Source organism: Tardiphaga sp. GW822-FHT04G09, assembly GCF_058800725.1.
Genome location: NZ_JBXAMO010000005.1, coordinates 88,000 through 112,429 on the forward strand (window position 1 = coordinate 88,000; position 24,430 = coordinate 112,429).

Consider the following 24,430-nt stretch of genomic DNA (forward strand, 5'->3'; position numbering starts at 1 on the left):
ACAACGTCCGTAAGATCGGCCGTTGTGGGCTGGCGCCTCGTTACCTGGTGCCGTAAGCGCGGTCGCCGGCGTCGCCGAGGCCTGGCACAATATAGGCGTGATCGTTCAGCCGGTCGTCGATGGCCGCGGTCCAGATCGGTACGTCCGGATGATAGCCGCGCAGGCGTTCGATGCCTTCCGGTGCCGCCAGCAGGCAGACGAAGCGGATGTCCTTGGCGCCGCGTTCCTTGATGCGGTCGATGGCGGCGACCGCCGTATTCGCGGTAGCCAGCATCGGATCGATCACGATCACGAGGCGCTCATCGAGATTGGTCGGTGCCTTGAAGAAGTATTCCACCGCGACGAAAGTCTCGGGATCACGATAAAGCCCGATATGCGCGATGCGCGCGGAGGGCACGAGGCCGATCATGCCTTCGACGAAGGAGAGCCCGGCGCGCAGGATCGGTGCGAATACCAGTTTCTTGCCGGCGATTTCCTTGCCGGTCATCTTCATGATCGGTGTTTCTATCTCGACATCTGTGAGCGGCAGGTCGCGCGTCACCTCGTAGCAGAGCAGCATGCCGATTTCGTTGAGGAGCTCGCGAAAGCCCTTGGTCGAGCGGTTCTTGTCGCGGATCAGCGTCAGCTTGTGCTGCACCAGCGGGTGATTAACAATCGTGACGCCGTCCATGAACCTCATCCGTTGCGAGAGTGTAAAAACGTCTTTGAACTAGAAAACCGTGCCGTCGCTGATGACCTTCACTGGCGGCGAATGATCCTCGCGACGCTCGCGCGCCAGGATCCGACCGGCAGCCCAGGTGCCGCCTTCGAGCACTTTCGCCAGCGGAAGTGACGTCGCGTCGAGCTTCAGTCTTTGTCGCAGGCCGTCGGCGACGCGGTCAAGCAGTGCCACGGTCAGTGCCCGCCATTCCACCACCAGCGGCGAGGATACGTCATGTTGACGCGCAGCGTCGGCGGGATCGCGGAATTTCAAAACGCCGCCGTCGACAAACAGGCCGCCATTGCGATATTCAGCCAATCCCGTGAGGCCGTCGATGTCGGTGACGTGGATGCCTCCAGTCTGCAGCGGTTCGATCAGCGAATAGGCCAGCCACTGCGACAGTTTGTGCAGCGGCACGAGTCCGGAAGTGGCGTCAGCCGTGGTCATTGCGGGATGTTTCCAGCAATCGCCAAGCGCAATGCCGCCCACTGTCAGCCGTGAGGGCCAGATCGGGCCGAATTGCTGCAGCAGTTCGGACAAGATGACGGGCGCGGGTAGGCGGTCGCCATCGGCGAGCGACGTCAGGCGATCGAACAAGCCGCCCGGGCGCGGCGTATCCCCGGTGCCGAACACATCCGGCCTCGATGCCACAAGTGTGCCCAGCCGGCGCAGCAGGTCGGCGCGGCCATCGATGCCAACCATCGGATTGGTCTCGGAGACCTGCATGCCGCGCTTTAGATCGCTGACGTCGAGCTGCGTAAGCTTGCTGGCATCGGCGCGCAGCGGCTCTGCTGGGTCGGCGGAAAATGCGCCGCCGGCAAACATCGTGAGGCTGGCGAGACCGAGGCCTTCAGAGCGTCCGATGGCCGCACCGGTTTGCGGATCGGTGTAGCGCCAGGTCGGGCCAGCGCCCGCATCGAGGAACACGCTGGTGATGGCGAGATCGAATTCGGCACGTCCGCGGACGGCGCGGTCGGTCCATTTGGTGCGATCTGCGAGATGAGCCCAGCGATCGTCGCCGGCATTGACGAAGTGGCGCCAACGCGAATGGAACGGCACGTCGAGCGACGGATAGGACGCCCGCGTCGTCTCCAGCACCAGATTGATCACATCATCCATCTGTGTGAGATCGATGCGGAAGTTCGGCAGTTTGTCGTCGAGGCCACGCGCCAACATGCGCTGCGCGCGTTCGCGCACGGCGTGGGCTGACAGCAAGGAGAGGACAGTAGAACTTTCCGGGATATGGGAATTCACAGCTGATTCTCAATATTTCTCGAGCCCGCGGCCGACTGAGTCGATCAGATCCTGCGGCGTGACCGGCTCCGGCGTGAAGTAGCCGGCGGCCTTCTTGGCGGCGATTTCCACATGTGCGTCGGCCGGGATCATGGCGTCTGGGATCGGCACGCGTTCCACGATCTCGACGCCCTGGCTGGTCAACGCATCATGCTTCATGTCGCTCATGGAAATGAAGCGATCGATGCGCTTGAGGCCAAGCCAGTGCACCACGTCCGGCATCAATTGCTGGAAGCGCGCATCCTGCACGCCGGCAACGCATTCGGTGCGCTCGAAATATTGCGCAGCGGCATCGCCGCCTTCCTGACGTTTGCGCGCATTGTAGACCAGAAACTTGGTGACTTCGCCGAGCGCACGGCCTTCCTTGCGATTGTAGATGATGATGCCAAGTCCTCCGGATTGGCCGGCGCGCGCGCATTCCTCTATCCCGTGAATGAGATAAGGACGGCAGGTGCAGATATCGGAGCCGAACACGTCGGAGCCGTTGCACTCGTCGTGAACGCGGCAAGTGATCTTCGTCGTGTGATCCGGCAGCCTGCTGACATCGCCGAACAGATAGGCGGTGGTCCCGCCGATCGGCGGCAGGAACACCTGCAGGTCAGGCCGCGTGACGAGTTCGGGAAACATGCCGGCGGTTTGTTCGAACAACTGGCGGCGCAGATTGTTCTCGCTCGTATCAAAACGCCTCGCGAGGCCGGGCAGGTACCACACCGGATCGATGGCGATCTTGACGACCGAGACGCTGCCATTGGCGTGAACGACGTCGCCGTCATGCCTGAGGCGCCCGCCGGCGATGGCGGCCTGTAGCTCTGGCAGATCGAGGCGCGCCTTGGTGATGGCGATGCTGGGGCGAATATCGATCCCTTCGGCAATTTCGGGTGCAAAGCTCTCGGCAACGAGATGGCCCCAAGGATCCAGCGATACGATTTTCTCCGGCTCCATCCACTGGCCGAATGGGCCGACGGTTGCTGCCGGATGGGTGTTTGTGAGATCGGGGCGTTTCAGCGGATCGAGCGCGCCGGACGAGACGGCAAGCGCGCGATAGACCGAGTAGGATCCGCCATGGGTGCCGATGACATTGCGGTCCTGAGGGCGGGAGACGGTGCCGATGATCGGCCCGCGTTCGCGTGCGGTGGGCGCGCCCCACTGGATCGGGAAGTTATGCTTGGCGCCCGGCGCAGGATGCGACGTCAGGCGAATATGATCGATCCGGTTGGAACGGCTCATCGCAATGGCCTCCTAAAATGGCAACGGCCCGCCTGGAAAGACGGGCCTTATTGCTAAGGAAGCAACTAACTATAACTATCTCCCGAACAAATGCAACAGGGCGAAAGACGTGGTAGCTGGGGCGTTCGTGCAGGTTGGAGTGTCCAAGGCGCGGCCGCTGCGCAGGCGGCTAGCCCGCGGCGCTGACAGGCGGTTTGGCCGCTGGTTTGGCGACGGCACTGAACCGTAGCACGATGCGGGTGCCGGTATGGTCGGGGTCGCGCTCGACGGAGGCGTCGAGCTTATTGGCCATGGCGTTGACGATGCGCTGGCCCATACCGGTGGAGCGGGGATCGACCTTAACATTGAGACCCACGCCGTCATCGGTGATCGACAGTTCCAGGTCTTTGCCTTGTGCGGTGAGCACGACGTGGATCGGGCCGGCGCCATCGGGATAGGCGTATTTCACCGCGTTCATCACCAGCTCGTTGACGATGATGCCGATGGCAACGGCGCGGTCAGGATCGATCTCGACGGTCTCGGCTTTCAGCGTCAGGCGTGACATCCGGTTGCCTTCGGCGGACCTGCGAAGATCTTCCAGCAGGGCTTCGAGATACTGATTGAGCAGCACGCTGTTGAGATCATGCGACGTGTACAGCCGGCGATGGACCTGCGCTACGGCGGCGACGCGGCCCATGGCATTGGTCAGCGCCACCTTGACGTGATCTTCGTTGGTTGAGTTGGCCTGCAGATGCAGCAGTGAGGCGATGATCTGGAGCGAGTTGCCGACGCGGTGATTGACTTCGCGCAGCAGCACTTCGCGCTCGGCCGCAAGTGCCGCATAGCGGTCGCGTGACGCGTGGACTTCGGCTTCTGCGTCGTCGCGGGCCTTCGATATCAGGGCCTGCTTGATCGCGGTCGTGCAGGCGACATGCAGCAGCGGCAGGAAGTCGCCCTGGGTATCCTTCACCAGATAGTCGGCGGCACCCGCCTTCAGCGCAGTAACGGCGATCTTGCTGTCCTGCGACGCCGTGACGAACACCACGGGCGGCGGCGAGGGCAGCATCTGAATCTGCTCCAACGTTTCCAGCCCGTCGAGACCCGGCATGTATTGATCGAGCGCGATGACGTCGATGCCGCCCTGCTTGATCCGCTCAATGCCGGCTTCGCCGTTATCGCAATGCTCAACGCCAAAGCCCTGCCGCGTCAGGCCGCGCGACACCAGCCGCGCAAGACCTGCGTCGTCGTCGATATACAGCAGCGTTGGCGTCGTGGCAGATGTCATGTGGACGCTTGCGGAACCTGAATGACGGAGAAAAACAGACCGAGTTGGCGGATCGCGTTGGCGAAGCTCTCGTAATTGACGGGCTTGGTGATGTAGACGTTACAGCCCAGTTCGTAGCAGCGTTTGATTTCCTGCGCGTCGTCGGTGGTGGTGAGGACCACGACGGGCGCGCATTTGAGAAATTCGTTCTCTTTGACACGCTTCAGAATATCGATCCCGGTCATGTCGGGCAGGTTGAGATCGAGCAGGATCAGCAAGGCTTCACCCTTGTGATCGAGGCCACTGCTATCCTTGCCGAACAGATAGTTGACGGCGTCTGTACCGTTGGTGAACGGGATGATCTCATTATTGACACCCGAGCGCCTGATATTGCGCTCGATCAGACGGGCGTGCCCCTCGTCGTCCTCGATCATAATGATGGTGACTGGCTTACTCATGTTTGTTTATCCCGGTTATGCCCCGTCCATCTGGCCGGCAGCGTGACGGTGAAGTTGCTGCCGTTGCCCAGTTCCGATGACACCGACATGGTGCCGCCCATCCGTCGAACCAAAGCGCGCACATGGGCCAGTCCGATGCCTTGGCCGGGCTTGTCCTGTGTACCCGCGCGGCGAAAAAGATCAAAGATGCGCTGATGATCCTTGGGATCGATACCGCGGCCGTTGTCGATGATCTCGAAGATCGCAAAGCCCATCTTGGTGCGGCCCTTGACGAGAATGTCGCCGGGGACGCCGGGCTTCAGATATTTCAGCGCATTGTCGATCAGGTTGCCGAAGATCTGTTCCATTGCAAGGCGATCACTCTCGATGCTTGGCAATGGCTCGATCCGGATTTGCGTTTCGGTCTCGGCCGCCTGATGCGCCACGGTGGCGGCAATGCTTTCAATCAGTTCGCGGGTTTCGATCTTGACCGGCTTGAACTCGCGCCGGCCCTCGCGAGTCAGGTTGAGGATGGCGCTGATCAAACGGTCCATCTTGCCTATCGATGACTTGATGAAGCCGAGCGCCTCGGTGAAGTCGGCGGAGAGTTGCTTGTCCTGTTCGGGCAGCGCCGGCTCCGGCAATTCGCCGTTCACATCGGGCACCACGGGCTCTTCATTGGCCAGGGTCGCAATGCGGCGGAAGATGTCGCCACGCAGCTCCTCGAGTTCACTGGTGAAGCCCATGATGTTGACCAGCGGCGAGCGCAGGTCGTGGCTGACGATATAGGAAAAGCGCTGCAGCTCGTCGTTGGCCTCGCGCAAGTCGGCCGTGCGCTCCTCAACGGCGGCTTCAAGGTCGATGTTGCTGTCGCGCAACCGGGCCTCGGCCTCATCGCGGGCGTTTGACGAGCGACGCACGAGGAAGATCGACAGCGCCGCCAGGAGTACCACCAGGCCGGAGCCGGCCACGGTGACTAACGAGGCCCATTGCTGGCTCTGGTCGGCCGTCCGGGTGCGTTCGACGAACAGGCGGCCTTCCTCGGCGCGCATAGCGCTGGTGATGTTGGCGATGTCCTGAACGGCCTGATTGGCGCCGCCGCGACGCAGGATGTCGATGCTCGACTGGATGTCGTTGTTCTTGATGCGGTCGATACCCCTGGCGAATTCCGCCAGTCGCTGCTCGACGGCTGCACGCAGTTTGACCGTGTTGGCGATCTGGGCCGGATTGTCGTTGGCGAGGGCCACCAATCTGTCGACGGCCGGCAGGATGGCCGCCGTCGAGGTTTCGTATTCGGACAGAAACAGCGGACCGGTGGAGAGCAGATAGGCCCGCGTGGCGCTTTCGGCGCGGCGGATTTCCAGCAGCAGGTTTGATATCTGGTTCTGGACTTCGACGGTGTGCACCACCCATCTGGAATCGTCGCGTGCCTGGTTCACCAGGATCACGGAGGCGGCGCTGATTGCGGCAAGGACGAGCAACCCCGCCAAGAGCAGCAGGATTTGCCAAAGCGCTCGCCTGCGGGCGGCGTCAGCAGTCACGTAACACTCGCATTGCTTGCAGATTGAATTTCAACACGGCCCCCGCGCCGGACGGTCCCCAGCAGCGGAAAAAACGCCAGTTCGGGCAATTGGTTCCAGCCCGAACCGAAGTAATGTCAGGCCTTGGCCGCCTTGCCGGCCAAATACTGTTCCAGCCAGTGAATGTGGTAATCGCCCTCGATGATATCGCCTTCCCGGGCCAGCGCCCGAAACAGCGGGAGCGTCGTCTCGACGCCTTCCACCACGATCTCGTCCAGTGCCCGGCGCAGGCGCATCAGGCATTCCGGACGATTCTTACCGTGGACGATCAGCTTGCCGACCAACGAGTCGTAATAAGGCGGAATTTTGTAGCCCTGATAGACCGCAGAATCGATCCGGACGCCGAGGCCGCCCGGCGGGTGGTACTGGGTTATGGTGCCGGGTGAGGGCCGGAACGTCTCCGGATTCTCGGCATTGATGCGGCACTCGATGGAGTGCCCGATGATGTTCACTTCGTCCTGGGTGCACGGCAGGTCGCCACCGGCTGCAATGCGGATCTGCTCCAGCACCAGATCGATGTCGGTGATCATCTCGGTGACGGGATGTTCGACCTGGATGCGGGTGTTCATCTCGATGAAATAGAACTCGCCATCCTCGTAGAGGAATTCGATGGTGCCGACGCCAAGATACTGCATGTCCTGCATCGCCTTGGCGCAGATGCCGCCGATCTTGGCGCGCGCTTCCGGTGACAGGATCGGCGAGGGACCTTCTTCCCAGACCTTTTGATGCCGGCGCTGCAGCGAGCAGTCGCGTTCACCGAGATGCAGCGCACCGCCACGGCCATCGCCCAGCACCTGGATTTCGATGTGGCGCGGCTTGGTCAGATACTTCTCGAGATAGACGGAGGCATCGCCGAACGCGGCCTTGGCCTCGTTCGAGGCAGTGGACAGGGCCATCAGCAGATCGGCTTCGGTCTGCGCGACCTTCATGCCGCGGCCACCACCGCCAGCAGCAGCTTTCACCAGCACCGGAAAGCCGATTTCCCTGGCGATCGCAATGGCGTCGTCTTCAGGGCCGACACCGCCGTCGGAGCCGGGTACCACGGGGATTCCGAGGCGCTTGGCGGTCTTCTTGGCTTCGATCTTGTCGCCCATCAGGCGGATATGCTCGGCCTTGGGGCCGATGAATTTCAGATTATGGTCGGCGAGGATTTCCGCGAAGCGCGCATTCTCCGACAGGAAGCCGTAGCCGGGATGCACCGCATCCGCGCCGGTGATCTCGCAGGCAGCGAGCAGTGACGGGACGTTGAGATAGCTGTCTTTCGACGCGGGCGGGCCGATGCAGACGCTCTCGTCGGCGAGGCGCACATGCATGGCGTCGGCGTCCGCGGTCGAATGCACGGCCACGGTCGCGATGCCGAGCTCCTTGCAGGCCCGCAGGATGCGCAATGCGATCTCGCCGCGGTTGGCGATCAGGATTTTCTCGAACATGGCGTTCCGGAGTCAGAGATAAGTTCTAAATTACTCGATGATGACGAGCGCTTCGCCGTATTCGACCGGCGAACCGTCTTCGATCAGGATCTGTGTCACTGTGCCAGCACGTGGCGCAGGGATTTGATTCATCGTCTTCATCGCTTCGATGATGACCAGTGTCTGTCCGGCAGCAACCTTGGTGCCGACTTCGATGAAAGCCGGCTTGCCGGGCTCCGGCGCGCGATAGACGGTGCCGACCATCGGCGAGGGCACAGCGCCCGGGTGCTTGGCCATGTCGGCGGCCGGTGCGGCGGCGGCAGCCGCCACGGCGACCGGCGCGGGGGCGGCGGCAGGCGCCGGCGCGTAGGCAGGGACGGCGGCAGCCACGCTGATGTTACGCGCGACGCGCACGCGCAGACCGGCGCGCTCTACCTCGATCTCGGTGAGATTGGTTTCATCCAGCAGCAGCGCCAGTTCGCGGATCATGCCGCTGTCGTTGCTGGCTTTTGGCGTTGCGGTCTGTGTGTCGTCAGGCTTGCGGGCCATGGGCAATCCAATGTCTGAAGTGAAAGACGAATAAAGAGCGAAGCGGGCGCGTCACGCGACGGCGTTGGCGCCGATTTTTGCGGCGAGGCCGCTGATGGCAAGGCGATAGCCTTCGATGCCGAAACCGCACAGGCTGGCAAAGGCTGCCTTGGCGATGAAGGAATGGTGGCGGAAGCTCTCGCGGGTGTAGACGTTGCTGACATGCACTTCCACGGTGGGAATGCGCACGCCGACGATAGCGTCGTGCAAGGCGATCGAGGTGTGCGAGTAAGCGCCACCATTGATCACGATGCCGACCACGTGTTTCTCGCGGGCCTCATGGATGTAGCCGATCAGCTCGCTTTCGCTGTTGGACTGCCGGCAATCTGCGGTCAGGCCATATTGCGCGGCGGCGGCTGCGCAAAGCTTTTCGACATCGGCCAGGGTCGCGTGGCCATAGGTCTCCGGCTCGCGGGTTCCGAGCAGATTCAGGTTGGGGCCGTTGAGTACGTAGATGGTGTTGGCCATCGGACATCCCGGGCATATCAGCAATGGGCGCGCGCGGGCGCCGTTCTGCGGGGGGTTATAGGTAACGAAACCGCTAAGGGGAAGCCTCTAGGCCTCCGGTTCCCCCAGCCAAATACCTCACCCAATTCATAAAAAGCCCGGTGGAACCTATGGAAAGTGCTTATTAACCAAGGTTAAAGCCGCTGGCGCCATTTCCGGCAATAATGCCGGTTTGCGACAGGAACGGAGTGTGCCGGATAGCAAACGGGCGGACCCTTTTCGAGCCCGCCCGGATGTCACATGAGATGCGCCTTAGGCATCGAGGACCGCAACGATCTCGAGTGTTCGCGGGTTCACCACGATGATCTCGTTGCGAACCAGGAAGAACTCGTAGCCACGCCAGTCCGGATAGATGGTGACGATCTCAGCCGGGAGCGGATGGAAGCGAACCTCGCGCGGCACGCGGGTACCAACCGAGATCGAGAAGTTTACATTGGTCGCCGGCTGGACGTTCTGCTGCTTGATGATGCTCGTGACTTTGGTGCGTTGCTCGGTGGTGAGCTTGGCGCCGGCGCCGGCCTGACCGGTGGTGGCGCTCGACTTGGTCTCGGTCGATGTCGACTTGCTGTCGGCACCCGCCTTCGTGTCGCCAGACTTGGAGTCGACGGCCTTGGTATCGGCCTTCATGTCCTTGCCGGCCCTCTCGTTGCCGCGGGTCGAGTCGGTCGCACGCTTGTCGTCACGCTGCATCTTGTCGTCGGACTGCGTCGACTTCACCGCCGGCTTTTGCTCCGACTTGTTGGTCGTGTCAGTCGCCTCGTCCTTATTGACGGGGGCGTTGCGCTCCATTGGCGCAGCGCGGTCGGTAGATGCACCTCCTGCGGGCGCACTCGTTGCGCCGCTACGCGCAGCACCACCACCCGCCGGCGCCTCCCGGCTCATGCCGGCGCCCGAACCGGCAGATCCTGCGCCACCTGGACTTTGCGCATTAACGAAACCCGAGCCTGCTATCAGTGCAGCAGCGGCGACACTCATCAATAAACGATTGTTCATCTTGTTCTCCTCGCATTGCATTGCCCGCCGTACAAACGACAATGATGGAGGGTTGTTCCTGAGAAAGTATAGTTCCGTCGCTTCTGTTATGAGCATATTTCACGCGGGTCAGGGCTTGATGTTCGCGTTGTAGACTTCAGTCGAAATGGAATGGAGAGGTTGCAGCCGGAACGAAATGGCAGCATATGCGTTGCGCCGTCGGATAAGGAAAATGCGATGAGTTCGGTGTCCGATTTTGTCGCTGGCGCGCCGGAAAATACAGCAAACAAGCTGCCGCGCTTTGATCCGCGAGCAGATCACGGCGAGGCGACAGTCCAAGACGTCGCGTAACTCTGGTTATAATATTGATCCAGTGTGAAGGAGGTCGGCTGTCACGCAGCCGGCCTCCTTCCTTACTATGCGTTCGACATGGACAGGGCGGGGCGTGACCGCGGAGCTGTGCTTCGATGAAGACTTGGATTGGCGGGACTCTGGCGCTCATGGCCTTGTCGGTAGGACCTGCGCTTGGATGGGAGCATTTGGGCGACGACCGTAGCGGCTCTCGCTTTACGCGATCACCAATGTCGGCCGCCTGATCAAGGCCTGGCGTGGCGCAAGGCGCGGGCGTGACTTACACCCAGCGCTTGTCGGCGGTGAAGTCCACCGTGAGCCAATAGCCGGGGCTAAGACCGCCCATGGCCAGGGCAATCTCGGCGCGTATGGCGTCGAGTTCGGCGAACGTCTTGCTGATCCCGCCTGACGGCGCCACCAGCCCGATCTCGATGAATTGCTGGCGGCCCGAGCGCATCACATGCGAGCTGAAGTCGCTGAAGCCGTGCTTGTGTGCGATCGATCGCGCGAGCTCGCGAACCTCCTCGTCGAGATCGCTTGGCGCGACCTGCAGGATGTCGCGGCCGGCATTCCAGATTGTCGAGAGCGGAAAGGGCAGCAGGCAGATTGCAACCACCAGCAGGATCAGCGGATCAACCAGCGGCGCATAGGCCGTCGCTGGAGTCTTCGCCATCACTGCTCCGAGCAAGAAGCTGATGCAGACCGCCAGACTGAGGACGCCGCCCATCAGCCAGGCGCGGGAATCGATGTCGAGCAGTTGCGAGCCGTGTTCGCCGGCCGAGCGGCGGATATAGATGCTCATGCCGAAGCTGATGGCGCCCGCTACCGCGGCGAAGATGGCGCCAGGACCGAATTCGATGGCGCGCCCGCCTGTGATCAGACCGTTAAGGCCGTCGATGAAAGCGTAGGCGCAGGCGAAGCTGAGCACCGTGCCGTTGATCAGCGCGAGGATCGGTTCAAGATGCCAGTAGCCATACTGGAAGCGGTCGTCTTCGCCTCTGCTGATCAGTCGCGCAGTCAGCAATGCAACACCAGTCATGGCTGCATCGATCAACGTGTAAAAGCCATCGAAGGCGATGGCGCGCGAACTGATGGCGAGCCCGAAGGCGATGCTTGCAAATGAAATGAGAAGCGTGACGTAAATCGAAATTTTCAGGAGCCGCTGCTCCTGTTTGGTATCGGTCAACATTGGGAACTTAGGCGGGTATCCGCCGCATCCTTTTACCGTTGGGGATACGTTACTCTGTCACAGATGGTGTCCAGCCGCTTTGATCGCTACCGATAGGATAAATAAAAAACCGGCTGCAATGCAGCCGGTTTGTCATAATTCCGAGATGGTTGCCTTAAAGCAGGCAAAGATGTGAAAACGACCTGGTCTGTATCAGGACTTACGAACAGATAGCCTTGCCGCAGCGCGCCTGATTGATCTTCTCCTTCAGCGCGTCTGCGCCGACGGCACCGATGATCACCTGCTTGCCGATGACGTAGCTCGGCGTGCCATTCATGCCCATGGATTCTGCGAGCTTGAAATTCTCTTCGATAGTGGCGCGCACTTCCGGGCTGGCCATGTCCTTTTCCAGCTTGGCGACATCGAGACCGGCTTCCTTTGCGGCGGCCATGGCGCGAGCCTTGTCGGCCTGACCGCGTCCGCCAAGCAGCTTCTGGTGGAAGTCGAGATACTTCTTGCCGGTCGGGTCCTGCATGCGCACGGCGACCGCGACCTGCGCGGCCTCGACCGAGCCGGGTCCGAGCACGGGGAATTCCTTCAGCACGACCTTGAGCTTCGGATCGTTCTTCATGATGCCGACCATGTCGTCCATGGCGCGCTTGCAGTATCCGCAATTGTAATCGAAGAACTCGACGAAGGTGACGTCGCCGTCCTTGTTGCCGATGACGACACCGCGCGGCGAATTGAAGATCGTGTTGGCATTCGCAGCGATGGCAGCCTGATGCTTCTCGGCCTCGGCCTGCGCCTGGCGCTTGGTCAGTTCGGCAGAGACCTCTTCGAGGATTTCCGGATGGGTGATCAGGTAGTCCTTGATGATCTTCTGGATCTCGCCGCGCTGGGAGTCATTGAACGTCTGCGCCGATGCAATCGCAGGCGCGCCGCAGAGCGCGAGGGCCACAGCGGCGGAGGCGAGAAAACGGAACGAAGGCATGGGCAAATTATCCTTTGGAAAAGGCCGAGTCAGAAAGCCACGGGTCAATTCGGGAAGCTGCTTAGCAGCTTGAGGGCGAAATACGCGTTATTTGTGAAGGGTATCACGTGCAATTCATCACGGTGCCGCAGGTCTCAGAAGCCGGAATGACGGTGGTCCGGTCCGATCATTGCAGCTAGGACATACGGTACCGGCAGTGAGGCGCCTCCGATGACGTCATCGAAGACCGGTGCCAATGGCGGTGCAGGCTCATAGAGTACAACCCGGTTCTTGCCGCTGTGCTTGGCCTGATACAGCGCGTGATCGGCAGCCGCCATCAATCGTTCGGGGGAGGCGATGAGGTCGGGGGACCACTGCGCGACGCCGATGGAGGCGGATAGAGTCCTCGCTGTGCGTCCGGCATTGCCAAATTGTCGCGGGCAGGCCCCCAGCACGCGCCGCGCGATCTCGCCGGCCTGCTGCAGGTCGGTATCGGGTAGCACGATGCAGAACTCGTCGCCGCCGCATCGGGCCAGCGTATCGCCGGGGCGCAACTGATCCTGCGCCGCTTGGGCGAATTGCCGCAGGCAGTCATCGCCGGCGCTGTGACCGAAGCCATCATTGATCGCCTTGAAGCCGTCGAGGTCGATCGCCAGCAGTGCGTATGGCCGTGCGGTTCGCCGTGCCATCGCACATTCCTCATCCATCCGCTGCAACAGGCGGCGGCGATTGCCGACGCCGGTCAGATCGTCGATCAGCGCCAATGCGGCAGCGTCGCCGCGCAGGCGGTCGATCGCCATCATCAGCAGTGCGTAATTCCATGTCATGGCAAGAAATGCCGCCACCAGCATGAAGCCGGCCTGTACCGCATCGACTGTCACCATGGTCGGCTCGCCGCCGCCCAGATGAAGCAGTGCGGCGATCGCGCGGCAGGTGAAAGCAACAAGCAGGAGAATCGAGAGATAGCCCGCCATGCGTGTGCCGTGATTGCTGTATCGATGATCTCGCGACAGCAGCAGTGGCAGCGTCAGCGCCACGGGAATGCCCTGGCTCAGCGAGTAGACGACAACGCGCATCGCATATTTGTCGACGACCAGTCTGAAGATCAGGAAGCCGGCCAGGCTCGCGGCAATCACCAGAGCGGTGGCGATCCAGGATGTCGGCCTGTCGTAAAAGCGGCGGATACCGACCTCTGACAGACAGAAAGCGAGAACTGTCATCTGTGCGGCGAACAGCAGGCCGACGGGATAGGGAAACAGCAGGCCGAGGGCAGAGCCGGCCGACGCGCTCAGTGAAGCGGCGCTCCAGTAGCGGGCCGGGACGAAGTTCGGATAGCAGCGCGCGACATAGGCCCAGACGAGACCTGACGACAGGAAGTTGGCGAGCGTGAACCAGAAGATGGTCATCGTGCTCATTGCCGCGGGTTCCGCATGCGTGGGACGCCGGGGGCGGTTTCGTGATCCGATGACTGCATTGGTCTCCCCGCCGGACGCGATGAGCGCATCCATTTTCATTAACTGCAGCCAGTTCCGTTAACGGAACCTGACTGCTGGCGGCCAGAAGCTTGGGGTGGTTGTAAAATGATGAAGATCATATCGGCCGTGGACGGCAGGGCTTCGGCGAGGCCGCCGTACCGATCTGCTGGCGGTCCGCCCGGGAGGCGGTTGTTCGGTCAACTCGGCAGTTGATGGCGTTGGCGCGCATAGAGATGTCCCCAAATCGTCAGGAACACTGCGTACGGAGACAAATTGTCAGCACCATTTCGAAAGATTACGGATCGGACGCCATCTGTTGCAGAACAGCGCGGATGGCGCCGCCCTAGTTCTTGCCCGGCATCTTCGCCGCAATGATATCGTCCGCCTTCACCCAGCCGGGCGTGCCCACTGCGAAGCGTGCCTTCGCACGTGACGCCAGATCGCGGGCGGTCTTGTTGTCGCCGCGCAGGAAGGCTGCCTGGGCCGAGGCGAGGTCGGCTTCCGCATAGTCGCCCTTGCGGCCATAGGCCATTGCGAGCTGCATATAGCCGACGGGTGCTTCGTTCTCGCGTGCCACCGCAGCGCGCAGGATGCGGATAGCCTCATCGGTATAGGCTTTGTTGTCGGATGCAACGAGCGCCTGGCCGAGCATCATTTCGATCAGCGGTGCGTTGTTGGAGAGCTGCACCGCGCGGCGCAGCGGGGCGATCGCCTCGTTGGGTTTGCCGCCTTCCAGCAGCGCCTGGCCGCGCAGCTCGTAGAAATATGGATTGTTGGGCTGTGCCTTGATCAGCGCATCGATTTGCTCGACGGCCACGCGCAGGTCGCCATGGCGATAGGTGGCGATGGCGCGGGCATATTGCGCGGGTAGGCTGGTGTCGGATGGCGGATAACGCCGTAGCACCGTGTCGCGCTGCTCCATGAAGCCGGCGGTCTTGGCGCGCATCAGCTCGTGACGCAGAATGAGCGCCGGATCGTCCTTCTTGTCCCAATAGGGACTCGATTTCGCAAGCTCCTCGAGGGCGGCAACGCGCTCCCGCGGCATCGGATGCGACATCATATACGGGTCGCTTCCGCGTGCTGCGAACAGGCTGTCGGCGCCGAAGCGCTGGAACGTCTCGTACATGCCCTTGGACGACTGGCCGGTCTGGTTCAGGAATTTGACACCGGCGCGATCGGCATTCTCTTCCTGCTGGCGTTGATAGGACAGCATGGTGTTCATCATCATCGCCTGCGGAGCGGCGACCGCTGCGGCACCGATATTTCCAGCGGCGCCATTGGAGTTGCCACCGCGCGCGCCAGCCGCCATGGCGCCGAGGCCGAGCAGCATGGCCACAACCATTTGGGTTTGCGCCTGCGCCATGCGTTCGCGCAGTTTCGACAGATGGCCGCCGGCGAGATGACCGGTTTCGTGGGCGAGCACGCCGATCAGCTGGTTCGGCGTCTGCGACTGCATCAGCGCACCGTGATTGACGAAGATGCGGCGACCGTCAGCGACAAAGGCATTGAAGCTGGCGTTGTTGATGATGACGACCTGGATGTTCTGCTTTTCGAGGCCAGCGGCACGCAGGATCGGGCGCGTATAGTCACGCAGCAGCTGTTCGATCTCGGCGTCGCGCAGCAGGCGCGGGGCGTCGCCTTGCTGCGCATGAGCCGCCATTGGCGTCAGCGTCAGCGCCGCCGCGGTCAGCAGCGTGGTTAGCTTCGAGAATAATCGAGATGCAGCCCTTTTAGGCTGCAGCTGCAGGTCTTTCATCATTGGCCGAGGTTCGGATTCGATATAAGCCCTAACAAGTCAAATATTGCGGCGGGAGCGCGGCGTTGCTCCCATGCCGTAACGTGCATGACGCCGCGCAGATAGCAGATTTCCATGTCAGATACGATCCTCAATACCCGGGCACACAGCCTTCTTGCAGCGTCCGGACGCAGCGATGTTCCCGCGTTCATGGTGATGGACGTGATGGCCGCCGCAGCGCGGATCGAGGCGGCCGGCGGGCATGTGATTCACATGGAAGTCGGGCAGCCAGCGGCGGCCGCGCCCAAGGTGGCCCTTGAGGCAGCGCAGGCCGCACTGGCGCACGGGCGGATCGAATATACCGCCGCGCTCGGCACCCCGTCGCTGCGTGCGCGGATCTCGAGGCATTATCGCGACGTCTATGGCTGCGATGTCGATCCGGAACGGATCGTGGTGACCACCGGCTCCTCCGGCGCGTTCATCCTGTCCTTTCTGGCCGTGTTCGAGCCCGGCGACCGCGTCGCCGTCACCGTGCCGGGCTATCCGCCGTATCGGCACATCCTCACCGCGCTGGGCTGCGAGCCGGTGCTGATCGAGACCCATGCCGACAAGCGCCATGCCCTGACCGCCGAGGATCTGCTCGCCGCGCATCGCGAAAAACCGCTGAAGGGCGTGCTGGTCGCGAGCCCGGCCAATCCCACCGGCACCATGATGTCGCGCGAAGCGCTGACCAGCCTGATCCACGCGGCCGATGACGCGGGCATCCGCTTCATCTCCGATGAGATCTATCACGGCCTCGATTACGCATTCCCGGCAGTGACCGCAGCCGAGCTGTCGCCGAACGCGCTCGTCATCAATTCGTTCTCGAAATACTTCTGCATGACCGGCTGGCGCGTCGGCTGGATGGTGGTGCCGCAACCGTTGGTGCGGTCGATGGAGCGGCTGCAGCAGAACTTGTCGATCTCGGTGCCGACGCTGTCGCAGATCGCGGCGGAAGCTGCGTTCGACGGCCATGCGCAGATGGAAGACATCAAGCATGGCTATCAGGAGAACCGCCGCATCCTGACCGCAGGATTGCCGCAAGCCGGCCTCACGGACTTCCTGCCGGCCGACGGCGCCTTCTATCTCTATGCAGACGTGTCGAAATTCACCACTGACAGCTTCGATTTCGCCAAGCAGATGCTGGAACAGGCGCATGTCGCCGCAACGCCCGGCAGCGACTTCGATCCGATCCACGGCAAGTCCTATATTCGCTTCTCCTATGCGAGTTCGACCGAAGACATGCATGAGGCGGTCGCGCGGATCAGCAAATGGCTCGGGCAGGGGGGCCCAAAGTGAGCGAGCGGATCGTGTCGACCGATTCATCCGTCCAGCCCCCGCATCATGTCTCGATCGTCGACGTGTGGTGGCCGCCCCGCCGCAAAGGCTCTGCCGTCGCGCGCCGCGCCGTAGTGCTGGCGGCGTTTGGCGTCGCGCTGTTGGCGGTTTCGGCGAAGCTCAACCTGCCACTGGCCTATGTGCCTATGACCCTGCAGACGCTGGTCGTTCTGATGATCGGCGCCGTCTATGGCTGGCGCCTCGGCGCGTTGACGGTCATCGCTTATCTAGCCGTCGGTGCATTGGGATTGCCGGTGTTCGCCGGGCCCATTGGCGGTCTCAAACCGCTCACAGGGGCCACGGCCGGCTTCCTGTCCGGCTTCGTCATTGCTTCGTTCATTACCGGCTGGTTCAGCGAACGCGGATGGGATCGCTCGATGGTCCGCATGTTCGTGGCAATGGCCATTGGCCACATCCTGATCATGGCAATGGGCTTTGCGTGGCTGGCTTACGGCATGAAGCTCGGCGGCGAGAAAGCGTGGCTGGTCGGCGTGATGCCGTTCCTGGCGGGGGCACTGGTGAAGAACACCTTGGGCGCGATCCTTGTACCTGTCCTTCGCGGAATGGTTGATCGCCGGCATCGCTGAACGCTACGCGCGATATTAATTCGTTAGTCGCATAAGTAATTCCGTGTGGCGGGTTGCAAGAGGCCGCCCATGTGACTAATGACCGCGGCAGTAAGACGCTCAGGGAGTTGAAGCGGAATGTCTGCAGTAACGATAACGGCGGGGCCGGGAGCGGCTGCTCCCGTCAAAAAGCCCTGGTACAAGGTTCTCTATATTCAGGTGCTGATCGCCATCGTGATCGGTGTGCTGGTCGGATGGCTGGAGCCTCAGTTCGCCACCAATGAATGGATCAAGGCGCTTGGCGACGGCTTCATCAAGCTGATCAAGATGGTGATCGCGCCGATCATCTTCTGCACCGTTGTGTCGGGCATTGCACACATCCAGGACGCCAAGAAGGTTGGCCGTGTCGGCATCAAGGCGTTGGTCTATTTCGAGATCGTCTCAACCTTTGCGCTGATCCTCGGCCTTGTGATGGGCAACCTGTTCCAGGTCGGACATGGTCTGGTGACCAAGACCGAAGGCAGCGCTGGCGCTGTTGCCAATTACGTCAAGCAGGCGGAAGCAACGAAGTCGGTCGACTTCGTACTCAACATCATCCCCGACAGTGTCGTTGGCGCCTTCGCCAAGGGCGATATCCTGCAGGTGCTGCTGTTCGCGATCCTGTTCGGTTTTGCCGTGATGGCGCTCGGCGAGCGCGGCCACAAGCTGCGTGACATCATCGATGACACCTCGCATGCGGTGTTCGGCGTGATTGCCATCGTCATGAAGGCGGCCCCGGTCGGTGCATTCGGCGCGATGGCCTATACCATCGGCAAGTTCGGCCCGGCCGCGCTCACCAATCTGCTGAGCCTGATCGTCCTGTTCTATGCGACCGCGGCGCTGTTCATTGTGGTCGTGCTCGGCATCATTGCGCGCGTCGTCGGCTTCAACATCTTCAAGTTCATCGCCTATATCAAGGATGAGCTTCTGATCGTGCTCGGCACCAGCTCGTCGGAAAGCGCGCTTCCGCAGTTGATGGAGAAATTGCAGCGTCTGGGTTGCTCGAAGTCGGTCGTCGGTCTCGTGGTGCCGACCGGTTACTCGTTCAATCTCGACGGCACCAACATCTACATGACGCTTGCAACACTGTTCATTGCGCAGGCGCTCGGTGTGGATCTGTCGTTCGGCCAGCAGATCACGATTCTGATCGTGGCAATGCTGACCTCGAAGGGCGCTTCGGGCGTCACCGGCGCCGGCTTCATCACGCTGGCGGCCACGCTGTCGGTGGTTGATCCGCGTCTGGTGCCCGGCATGGCGATCGTGTTCTCGATCGACAAGTTCATGAGCGAGGTTCGCGCGCTGACCAACATCACCGGCAACGGCATCGCTGCGGTGTTCGTGTCGTGGTGGGAAGGCGAGCTCGATCACGACACGATGCATGCCAATCTCAACAAGACCATCGATCCGTCGGATGTCGAAACGGCGATCACCACGGGCTGATCCTTCAGACCCATAACGGATGTAAAAAAGCCGCCCGGTTTCCCGGGCGGCTTTTTCGTTGGTGCGTTGAAAGTGCTTAGTCGTTGCCGAGGACGCGCGACCACCAGCCAGCCTTGCGGGGCTGGGCCTCGGCTGCGGGAGCTGGTGCAGCAGGGGCCGGAGCCGCAGCGGGCGTCGGCTCCGGTGCTGCCGCAACAGGCGCTGCCGCGGGTTGTGGTTCCGCCGACGTCGTTCCGAAATTGACCTTCTCGCGGACCGTCGAACGGCGACGGGCTGCAGCCTTGTCGTCGTCCTGGGGGGCGGCTTCCTGAACCGCGACCGGGGCAGGTGCAACCGGCGTCGGCTCGGGCGCTGCCGGAGCGAACATCGGCACGGCATCGTGACGGCTCTGTTCGATCTCTGGCTGCGGCGCTGCATAGGACGTCGCTACGTCCGGAGCTGCGTGCTGATGCGGCTGCGGGTCGTGGAGGGTGTCCTGACCTTCGAGATCGGCTACGGCCTCGCTGGCTTCCGAGGTCTGCGTCGGTCCGAGCTCATCGGAGATCGATCCGGCCAGGCCTTCGTCGTTACCACCACGCCGACGACGACCGCCGCGACGGCCACGGCGACGCGGACGTCGCTCGCCATCGGCCGGCTGATCGGGACGGGACTCACGAGGCTGATCGTCGGCCTCGTCGTCTTCACCTTCGCTGTCGTCGCCAACGGTTTCGACGTTACCCTCGACCGCGCCTTCAGCGGCATTCTGGAACTCGCCGTTCTCGCGAGCGGGGGCGCCGCCTTCGCGGGCTTCGCCGGCACGACCGCGACGGCGCCGACGGCGCTTGCGCTTGCGGCCGTCGCTATCGCCTTCGCCGGCAGCGCTTTCGCCCGAGGTCTCGTCATCGGTGAGACCTTCGGTCTCCTCGGTTTCGATTTCGGCTTCCGTCTCGAACAGATATTCATCGTCGAACGGCTCTTCTTCCAGCGGCGGCGGGAAGGCAGCGACCTGGGCCGCCAGAAGCGCCTTGGCGGCTTCCAGCGTATGGACCTGTTCGCCGCGGTCGATCACGAAGGACTGCTGACCGCTGACATTCGGATCGGCGATGACGGCGAGGGTCACCTTGAAGCTGTTTTCGAGATCGCGCAGATGGCCGCGCTTGTGGTTGAGCACATAGAGCGCGACATCGGTGCGGGTACGCACGATGAGATTATGGGTGGCGCCCTTCATCAGGATTTCTTCGAGGCCGCGCAGCAACTGCAGGGCCACCGACGAGACCGAACGCACGTGACCGCTGCCGCCGCAATGCGGGCAGATATCCGTGGAGCTTTCCAGCACGCTGGCGCGGATGCGCTGGCGCGACATTTCGAGCAGGCCGAAATGCGAGATGCGGCCGACCTGGATGCGTGCGCGATCCTGGCGCAGGCAGTCGCTCATCTTGCGTTCGACAGCGCGGTTGTTGCGCTTCTCGTCCATGTCGATGAAGTCGATGACGATCAGGCCGGCAAGATCGCGCAGGCGGAGCTGACGCGCGACTTCCTCGGCGGCTTCGAGATTGGTCTTTAGCGCGGTATCTTCGATGTGGTGCTCGCGGGTCGAACGGCCCGAGTTCACGTCGATCGAGACCAGTGCTTCGGTCTGGTTGATGACGATGTAGCCACCGGAACGAAGCTGCACGGTCGGCGAGAACATCGCGTCAAGCTGGCTCTCGACACCCATGCGCGAGAACAGCGGCTGGCCGTCGCGATACAGCTTCACCGCGCGGACATTGCTCGGCATCAGCATGTGCATGAAGTCGCGTGCTTCCTGATAGCCGGCTTCGCCAGCGACCTGGATTTCGTCGATTTCCTTGTTGTAGAGGTCGCGCAGCGAGCGCTTGATCAGGGAGCCTTCCTCATAAACGAGGGTCGGGGCCTGCGACTTCAGCGTCATGTCGCGGACGGTTTCCCACATCCGGATCAGGTATTCGAAGTCGCGCTTGATTTCCGGCTTGGTGCGCGAAGCACCGGCGGTGCGCAGGATGATCCCCATGCCTTCCGGCACGTCGAGGTCAGACACCACTTCCTTGAGCCGCGACCGATCCTGGGCCGAGGTGATCTTGCGGGAGATGCCGCCGCCACGGGCAGTGTTCGGCATCAACACGGCGTAACGACCGGCGAGCGACAGATAGGTGGTCAGTGCAGCGCCCTTGTTGCCGCGCTCTTCCTTGACGACCTGCACCAACATGACCTGGCGACGCTTGATGACTTCCTGGATCTTGTACTGGCGACGCGGACGGAAGGCGCGTTCGGGAACTTCCTCGAGAACGTCGTCACCGCCGACGGATTCGACCTGATCCTCTTCGGCTTCTTCCTCGCCGTCCTCTTCGCCGTCCTCTTCGTCGTCCTCGTCGTCGTGTTCGTCGCTGTCAGCGGCAGCGGTGTGTTCGTTTTCGGGATGTTCGTCGTGGTGAACATCTTCGGCATGCGCCGCATTTTCCTCGGCGTGCGCGGCGTCGAGCTGTTCGTCATGGGTGTGATCGTCATGCGCATGATTGTCGTGCGCGACGGCGGCGACCGGCGCCGGCGTTTCGACAACGGCTTCCACCGGAGCGGGCGAGAAGCCTGCCGAAACCGGTTGTTCGATCACGGGCTCGGATGCAACGGCTTCTGACGCCACGACCTCGGGAGCCGTCGCAGCGACGCTCTCGGACGCGAGGGACGTAGGCGCATGGTCGTGGCGGTCATGATCGTGCGCGTGATCGCCTTCGGCATGCTCATGCGCATGGCTATGCTCGTGACCGTCATGTTCATGATGGTCGTGATCGGTAGCGTGGTGCCCGTCATCATGGGCGTGATCATGAGGATGGCTGTGGACCTCGAAGGCCGGATCGCGCGGCTGTTCGGCCTGCGACGGATCGATCGCGGTCGTATCGACGACATCGCTCTGCACCCGTTCGCCACGGTCGCGGCGGCGGGAGTTGCGATGACGCGAGCGCTTGCGGTTGGAGCGGTTGTCGGTCTCTTCCTCAGCTTCGCGATGGGCGCGTTCATCCGCCTCGATCAGCGCCTGACGGTCGGCGACCGGGATCTGGTAGTAGTCAGGATGGATTTCGCTGAAAGCGAGAAAGCCGTGGCGGTTGCCGCCGTATTCGATGAAGGCGGCCTGTAACGACGGTTCGACGCGCGTGACCTTGGCGAGGTAGATGTTGCCGCGGAGCTGCTTGCGCTGCGCAGTCTCGAAATCAAACTCTTCGACGCGATTGCCGCGAACCACGACAACCCGGGTCTCTTCCGGGTGGGTCGCATCGATCAACATTTTGTTTGGCATTTGGGGGCTCATGGAGGCGGACGGCGCGCGTGGCGGCAAGCGCGTATCGCGCGGCCGGGTGACGCAACGGTCCACCTGATTCGGGGGTGAGGGGAAGGCCGAAACACAGTCCTGAACGCCGTGCCGATCGCGAGGTCAGTGCGGGGCGACGCGCGAAGCTTCTGCTTCGCATCGGCATAGTTCCCACCTGGGTCTCGGTCGGCATCACAGTCTGGCGCATCAAGCGTCGGCCCGTCTGAACATCTTGGCGGCAAAGGCGCCGCCTTTTGCTGACGTCCGGCGCGCCGCAGAACGCGGTCACCGGCTGTCGCATACTCCGCCCGTAAGGCCGGAATAATCGGTCATGAAGTGTCTAAAGCCGCCCCGGGAGCGAGAAAGGACCTGGGACCGGACACCGCCTGGGCTAGGACCGCCACCCTGGGCAACCGCGCGCTGCGCTGGTTGTAGAGGGGAGGCCGGAAAACGCTGGATCCACCGAGAGATAGTCGGGGGAAAGAGCGTTGCACCGGGAGGCTGAACGCGACACAACCGGGAGTTAAACCGTCAGCTCTTCGTACATACGAGGAATGGGGGTCGCATGCAAGGGAAGCGTCACAAGGCTGCAACACTCGGGCTTATTCGATATCCCAGACTTAAGCTCCGGTTAACCCTGCAATCCTATTGGGTTAATGAGGGGCTGCTCCGGAGGCAGTGGATTCGTTGACGAGCCGCGCAAACCACATCGTCAGGCTGGCCACGGTGCTCTTCAGTGCCGGTTTTGGGCTGTTTTGGTGCCCGACCTCCAGCCAGGCTGCCGGCGAGACGTCGCGCGCGGAAGTGGAAGGTGCGTTCCCGATCGCCTCTGACGTGCGGATCGCTGGCGACGAGAAGCAGACCCGTTTCATCCTCGATCTCGACAGGAAGATTCCGCTGCGGGCTTTCGCGCTGGCCGATCCTTATCGGGTGGTCATCGATCTTCCCCAGGTCAGCTTCCATCTCGATCCCGGCGCCGGGACGGTATCCCGCGGCCTGATCAAGGCGTTCCGTTACGGTCTGGTGATGCCGGGCGGGTCGCGCATGGTGTTTGACCTGACCGGGCCGGCCAAAATCAAGAGTTCCTATGCGCTTGATCCCGCCAACGGGCAGCCGGCGCGCATGGTGATCGAACTCGAATCGGTCGATCGCACCACATTCGTGCAGGCGTTGGCGGTCGAGAATCGCCCGGATCTGCGACCGGCCGTAGGAACGACTGCCTCGGTATCTCCTGTGGTGACCAAAGTGGTTGCCAGTGCCGTGCAGGACGCGGCTCCGGATACCCGTCCGGTGGTGGTGATCGATCCCGGTCATGGCGGCATCGACAATGGCACACAAGCGGGCGGCGAGAGCGAGAAGAGGATCGTGCTGGGTTTCGGTCTGGCCCTGCGTGACCGTCTGGAGAAGCTCGGCAAATACCGTATCGTGATGACCCGCGCCGACGACACGTTCATTCCCCTGGATGATCGGGTGAAGGTCGCCCGCAACCAGTCAGCCGCGCTGTTCGTCTCGATTCACGCCGATGCGCTGCCGCGCGGCGAGGGTGATGCGCAGGGCGCAACCGTCTATACGCTGTCAGACAAGGCCTCTGACGCCGAGGCGGAGCGGCTGGCAGACTCGGAAAACAAGGCGGACGCTATTGCCGGCGTCAATCTGACGGAAGAGCCAACCGACGTCGCCGACATCCTGATCGACCTGGCGCAGCGTGAAACGCGGACCTTCTCGAACCGCTTTGCCCGGCTTGTGGTCGGTGAAATGAAGACCACAGCACGGATGCACAAGCATCCTCTCAAATCGGCAGGCTTCCGCGTCCTCAAGGCGCCGGACGTGCCCTCGGTGCTGATCGAGCTCGGTTACGTGTCCAACAAGGACGATCTCCAGCAGCTGATGTCGGAGAACTGGCGCTCCAAGACGGTCGGCGCGGTTGCCAAGGCGATTGACGGGTTTTTCTCCAAGCGAATGGTCTCCGCCGGCCCGGGAAACTGACAGCCGGAACTGAAAATGACAAATCTTTCAGTACCAAAGCCTTAGCTTTCAGTTCAAAGCCCTAGTTTG

General features: G+C 62.1%; 19 protein-coding genes. 4 read left to right on the top strand and 15 right to left on the bottom strand.

The genetic code is table 11. The features are described 5' to 3' along the window. Positions 1–40: 40 nt before the first annotated feature. The 14 genes from upp to AC1RLZ_RS11790 all read right to left on the bottom strand — a co-directional run bounded on the left by upp (position 41) and on the right by AC1RLZ_RS11790 (position 15,679). Positions 41–670, bottom strand: coding sequence for a uracil phosphoribosyltransferase (gene upp / locus AC1RLZ_RS11725; RefSeq protein WP_371421687.1), 630 nt, complete (start codon positions 668–670; stop codon positions 41–43). Positions 671–709: 39 nt separating this feature from the next. Beyond that, on the bottom strand, positions 710–1,954 hold the full coding sequence (locus AC1RLZ_RS11730; RefSeq protein WP_493188763.1) for a URC4/urg3 family protein: 1,245 nt from the start codon (positions 1,952–1,954) through the stop codon (positions 710–712). A 9-nt stretch (positions 1,955–1,963) separates the two neighbouring features. Next, a complete protein-coding gene (locus AC1RLZ_RS11735) occupies positions 1,964–3,220 on the bottom strand; it encodes a GTP cyclohydrolase II (protein WP_493188764.1) in 1,257 nt (418 codons plus the stop codon). A gap of 169 nt (positions 3,221–3,389) precedes the next feature. Continuing rightward, positions 3,390–4,484, bottom strand: a complete 1,095-nt coding sequence (locus AC1RLZ_RS11740; protein ID WP_371421685.1) for a response regulator — start codon at positions 4,482–4,484, stop codon at positions 3,390–3,392. Then, on the bottom strand, positions 4,481–4,921 hold the full coding sequence (locus AC1RLZ_RS11745) for a response regulator (protein WP_371421684.1): 441 nt from the start codon (positions 4,919–4,921) through the stop codon (positions 4,481–4,483). The genes AC1RLZ_RS11740 and AC1RLZ_RS11745 overlap by 4 nt, the downstream gene beginning before the upstream one ends. Then, positions 4,918–6,441, bottom strand: coding sequence for a sensor histidine kinase (locus AC1RLZ_RS11750; protein ID WP_493188765.1), 1,524 nt, complete (start codon positions 6,439–6,441; stop codon positions 4,918–4,920). Before AC1RLZ_RS11750 ends, AC1RLZ_RS11745 begins: the two co-directional genes overlap by 4 nt. Before the next feature lie 116 nt (positions 6,442–6,557). Next, on the bottom strand, positions 6,558–7,910 hold the full coding sequence (gene accC / locus AC1RLZ_RS11755) for an acetyl-CoA carboxylase biotin carboxylase subunit (RefSeq protein WP_493188766.1): 1,353 nt from the start codon (positions 7,908–7,910) through the stop codon (positions 6,558–6,560). Positions 7,911–7,940: 30 nt separating this feature from the next. Then, positions 7,941–8,438, bottom strand: coding sequence for an acetyl-CoA carboxylase biotin carboxyl carrier protein (accB, locus tag AC1RLZ_RS11760; RefSeq protein ID WP_493188767.1), 498 nt, complete (start codon positions 8,436–8,438; stop codon positions 7,941–7,943). Positions 8,439–8,489: 51 nt separating this feature from the next. Next, positions 8,490–8,945, bottom strand: a complete 456-nt coding sequence (gene aroQ / locus AC1RLZ_RS11765; RefSeq protein WP_371421680.1) for a type II 3-dehydroquinate dehydratase — start codon at positions 8,943–8,945, stop codon at positions 8,490–8,492. Between the two features lie 291 nt (positions 8,946–9,236). Further along, positions 9,237–9,977 carry a DUF1236 domain-containing protein gene (locus AC1RLZ_RS11770; RefSeq protein ID WP_493188768.1) on the bottom strand — a complete coding sequence of 247 codons (741 nt, stop codon included), beginning with the start codon at positions 9,975–9,977 and terminating at the stop codon, positions 9,237–9,239. A gap of 610 nt (positions 9,978–10,587) precedes the next feature. After that, positions 10,588–11,496, bottom strand: coding sequence for a cation diffusion facilitator family transporter (locus AC1RLZ_RS11775; protein WP_493188769.1), 909 nt, complete (start codon positions 11,494–11,496; stop codon positions 10,588–10,590). 199 nt (positions 11,497–11,695) lie between these two features. Continuing rightward, a complete protein-coding gene (locus tag AC1RLZ_RS11780; protein ID WP_371421677.1) occupies positions 11,696–12,466 on the bottom strand; it encodes a DsbA family protein in 771 nt (256 codons plus the stop codon). 134 nt (positions 12,467–12,600) lie between these two features. Next, positions 12,601–13,860 carry a GGDEF domain-containing protein gene (locus AC1RLZ_RS11785; protein WP_493188770.1) on the bottom strand — a complete coding sequence of 420 codons (1,260 nt, stop codon included), beginning with the start codon at positions 13,858–13,860 and terminating at the stop codon, positions 12,601–12,603. A 403-nt stretch (positions 13,861–14,263) separates the two neighbouring features. Continuing rightward, positions 14,264–15,679 (bottom strand): M48 family metalloprotease, encoded by a 1,416-nt coding sequence (locus tag AC1RLZ_RS11790; RefSeq protein WP_493188771.1) that lies wholly within the window; start codon positions 15,677–15,679, stop codon positions 14,264–14,266. Positions 15,680–15,790: 111 nt separating this feature from the next. On the opposite strand from AC1RLZ_RS11790, the gene AC1RLZ_RS11795 reads away from it, so the two are divergent. The 3 genes from AC1RLZ_RS11795 to AC1RLZ_RS11805 all read left to right on the top strand — a co-directional run bounded on the left by AC1RLZ_RS11795 (position 15,791) and on the right by AC1RLZ_RS11805 (position 19,077). Next, the gene (locus tag AC1RLZ_RS11795; RefSeq protein ID WP_493188772.1) at positions 15,791–16,993 is read left to right on the top strand and encodes a pyridoxal phosphate-dependent aminotransferase; all 1,203 of its coding nucleotides are present in this window, start codon (positions 15,791–15,793) and stop codon (positions 16,991–16,993) included. An 11-nt stretch (positions 16,994–17,004) separates the two neighbouring features. After that, positions 17,005–17,619, top strand: coding sequence for a biotin transporter BioY (locus AC1RLZ_RS11800; protein ID WP_493188773.1), 615 nt, complete (start codon positions 17,005–17,007; stop codon positions 17,617–17,619). Between the two features lie 117 nt (positions 17,620–17,736). Then, positions 17,737–19,077, top strand: a complete 1,341-nt coding sequence (locus tag AC1RLZ_RS11805; RefSeq protein ID WP_493188774.1) for a dicarboxylate/amino acid:cation symporter — start codon at positions 17,737–17,739, stop codon at positions 19,075–19,077. A gap of 76 nt (positions 19,078–19,153) precedes the next feature. On the opposite strand, the gene AC1RLZ_RS11810 is transcribed toward AC1RLZ_RS11805, so the two are convergent. Then, on the bottom strand, positions 19,154–22,363 hold the full coding sequence (locus AC1RLZ_RS11810; protein WP_493188775.1) for an Rne/Rng family ribonuclease: 3,210 nt from the start codon (positions 22,361–22,363) through the stop codon (positions 19,154–19,156). 699 nt (positions 22,364–23,062) lie between these two features. Here AC1RLZ_RS11810 and AC1RLZ_RS11815 point away from each other — a divergent pair. Next, entirely contained in the window at positions 23,063–24,361 is a 1,299-nt protein-coding gene (locus AC1RLZ_RS11815; protein WP_493188776.1) for an N-acetylmuramoyl-L-alanine amidase, read from the top strand. Positions 24,362–24,430: the final 69 nt, after the last annotated feature.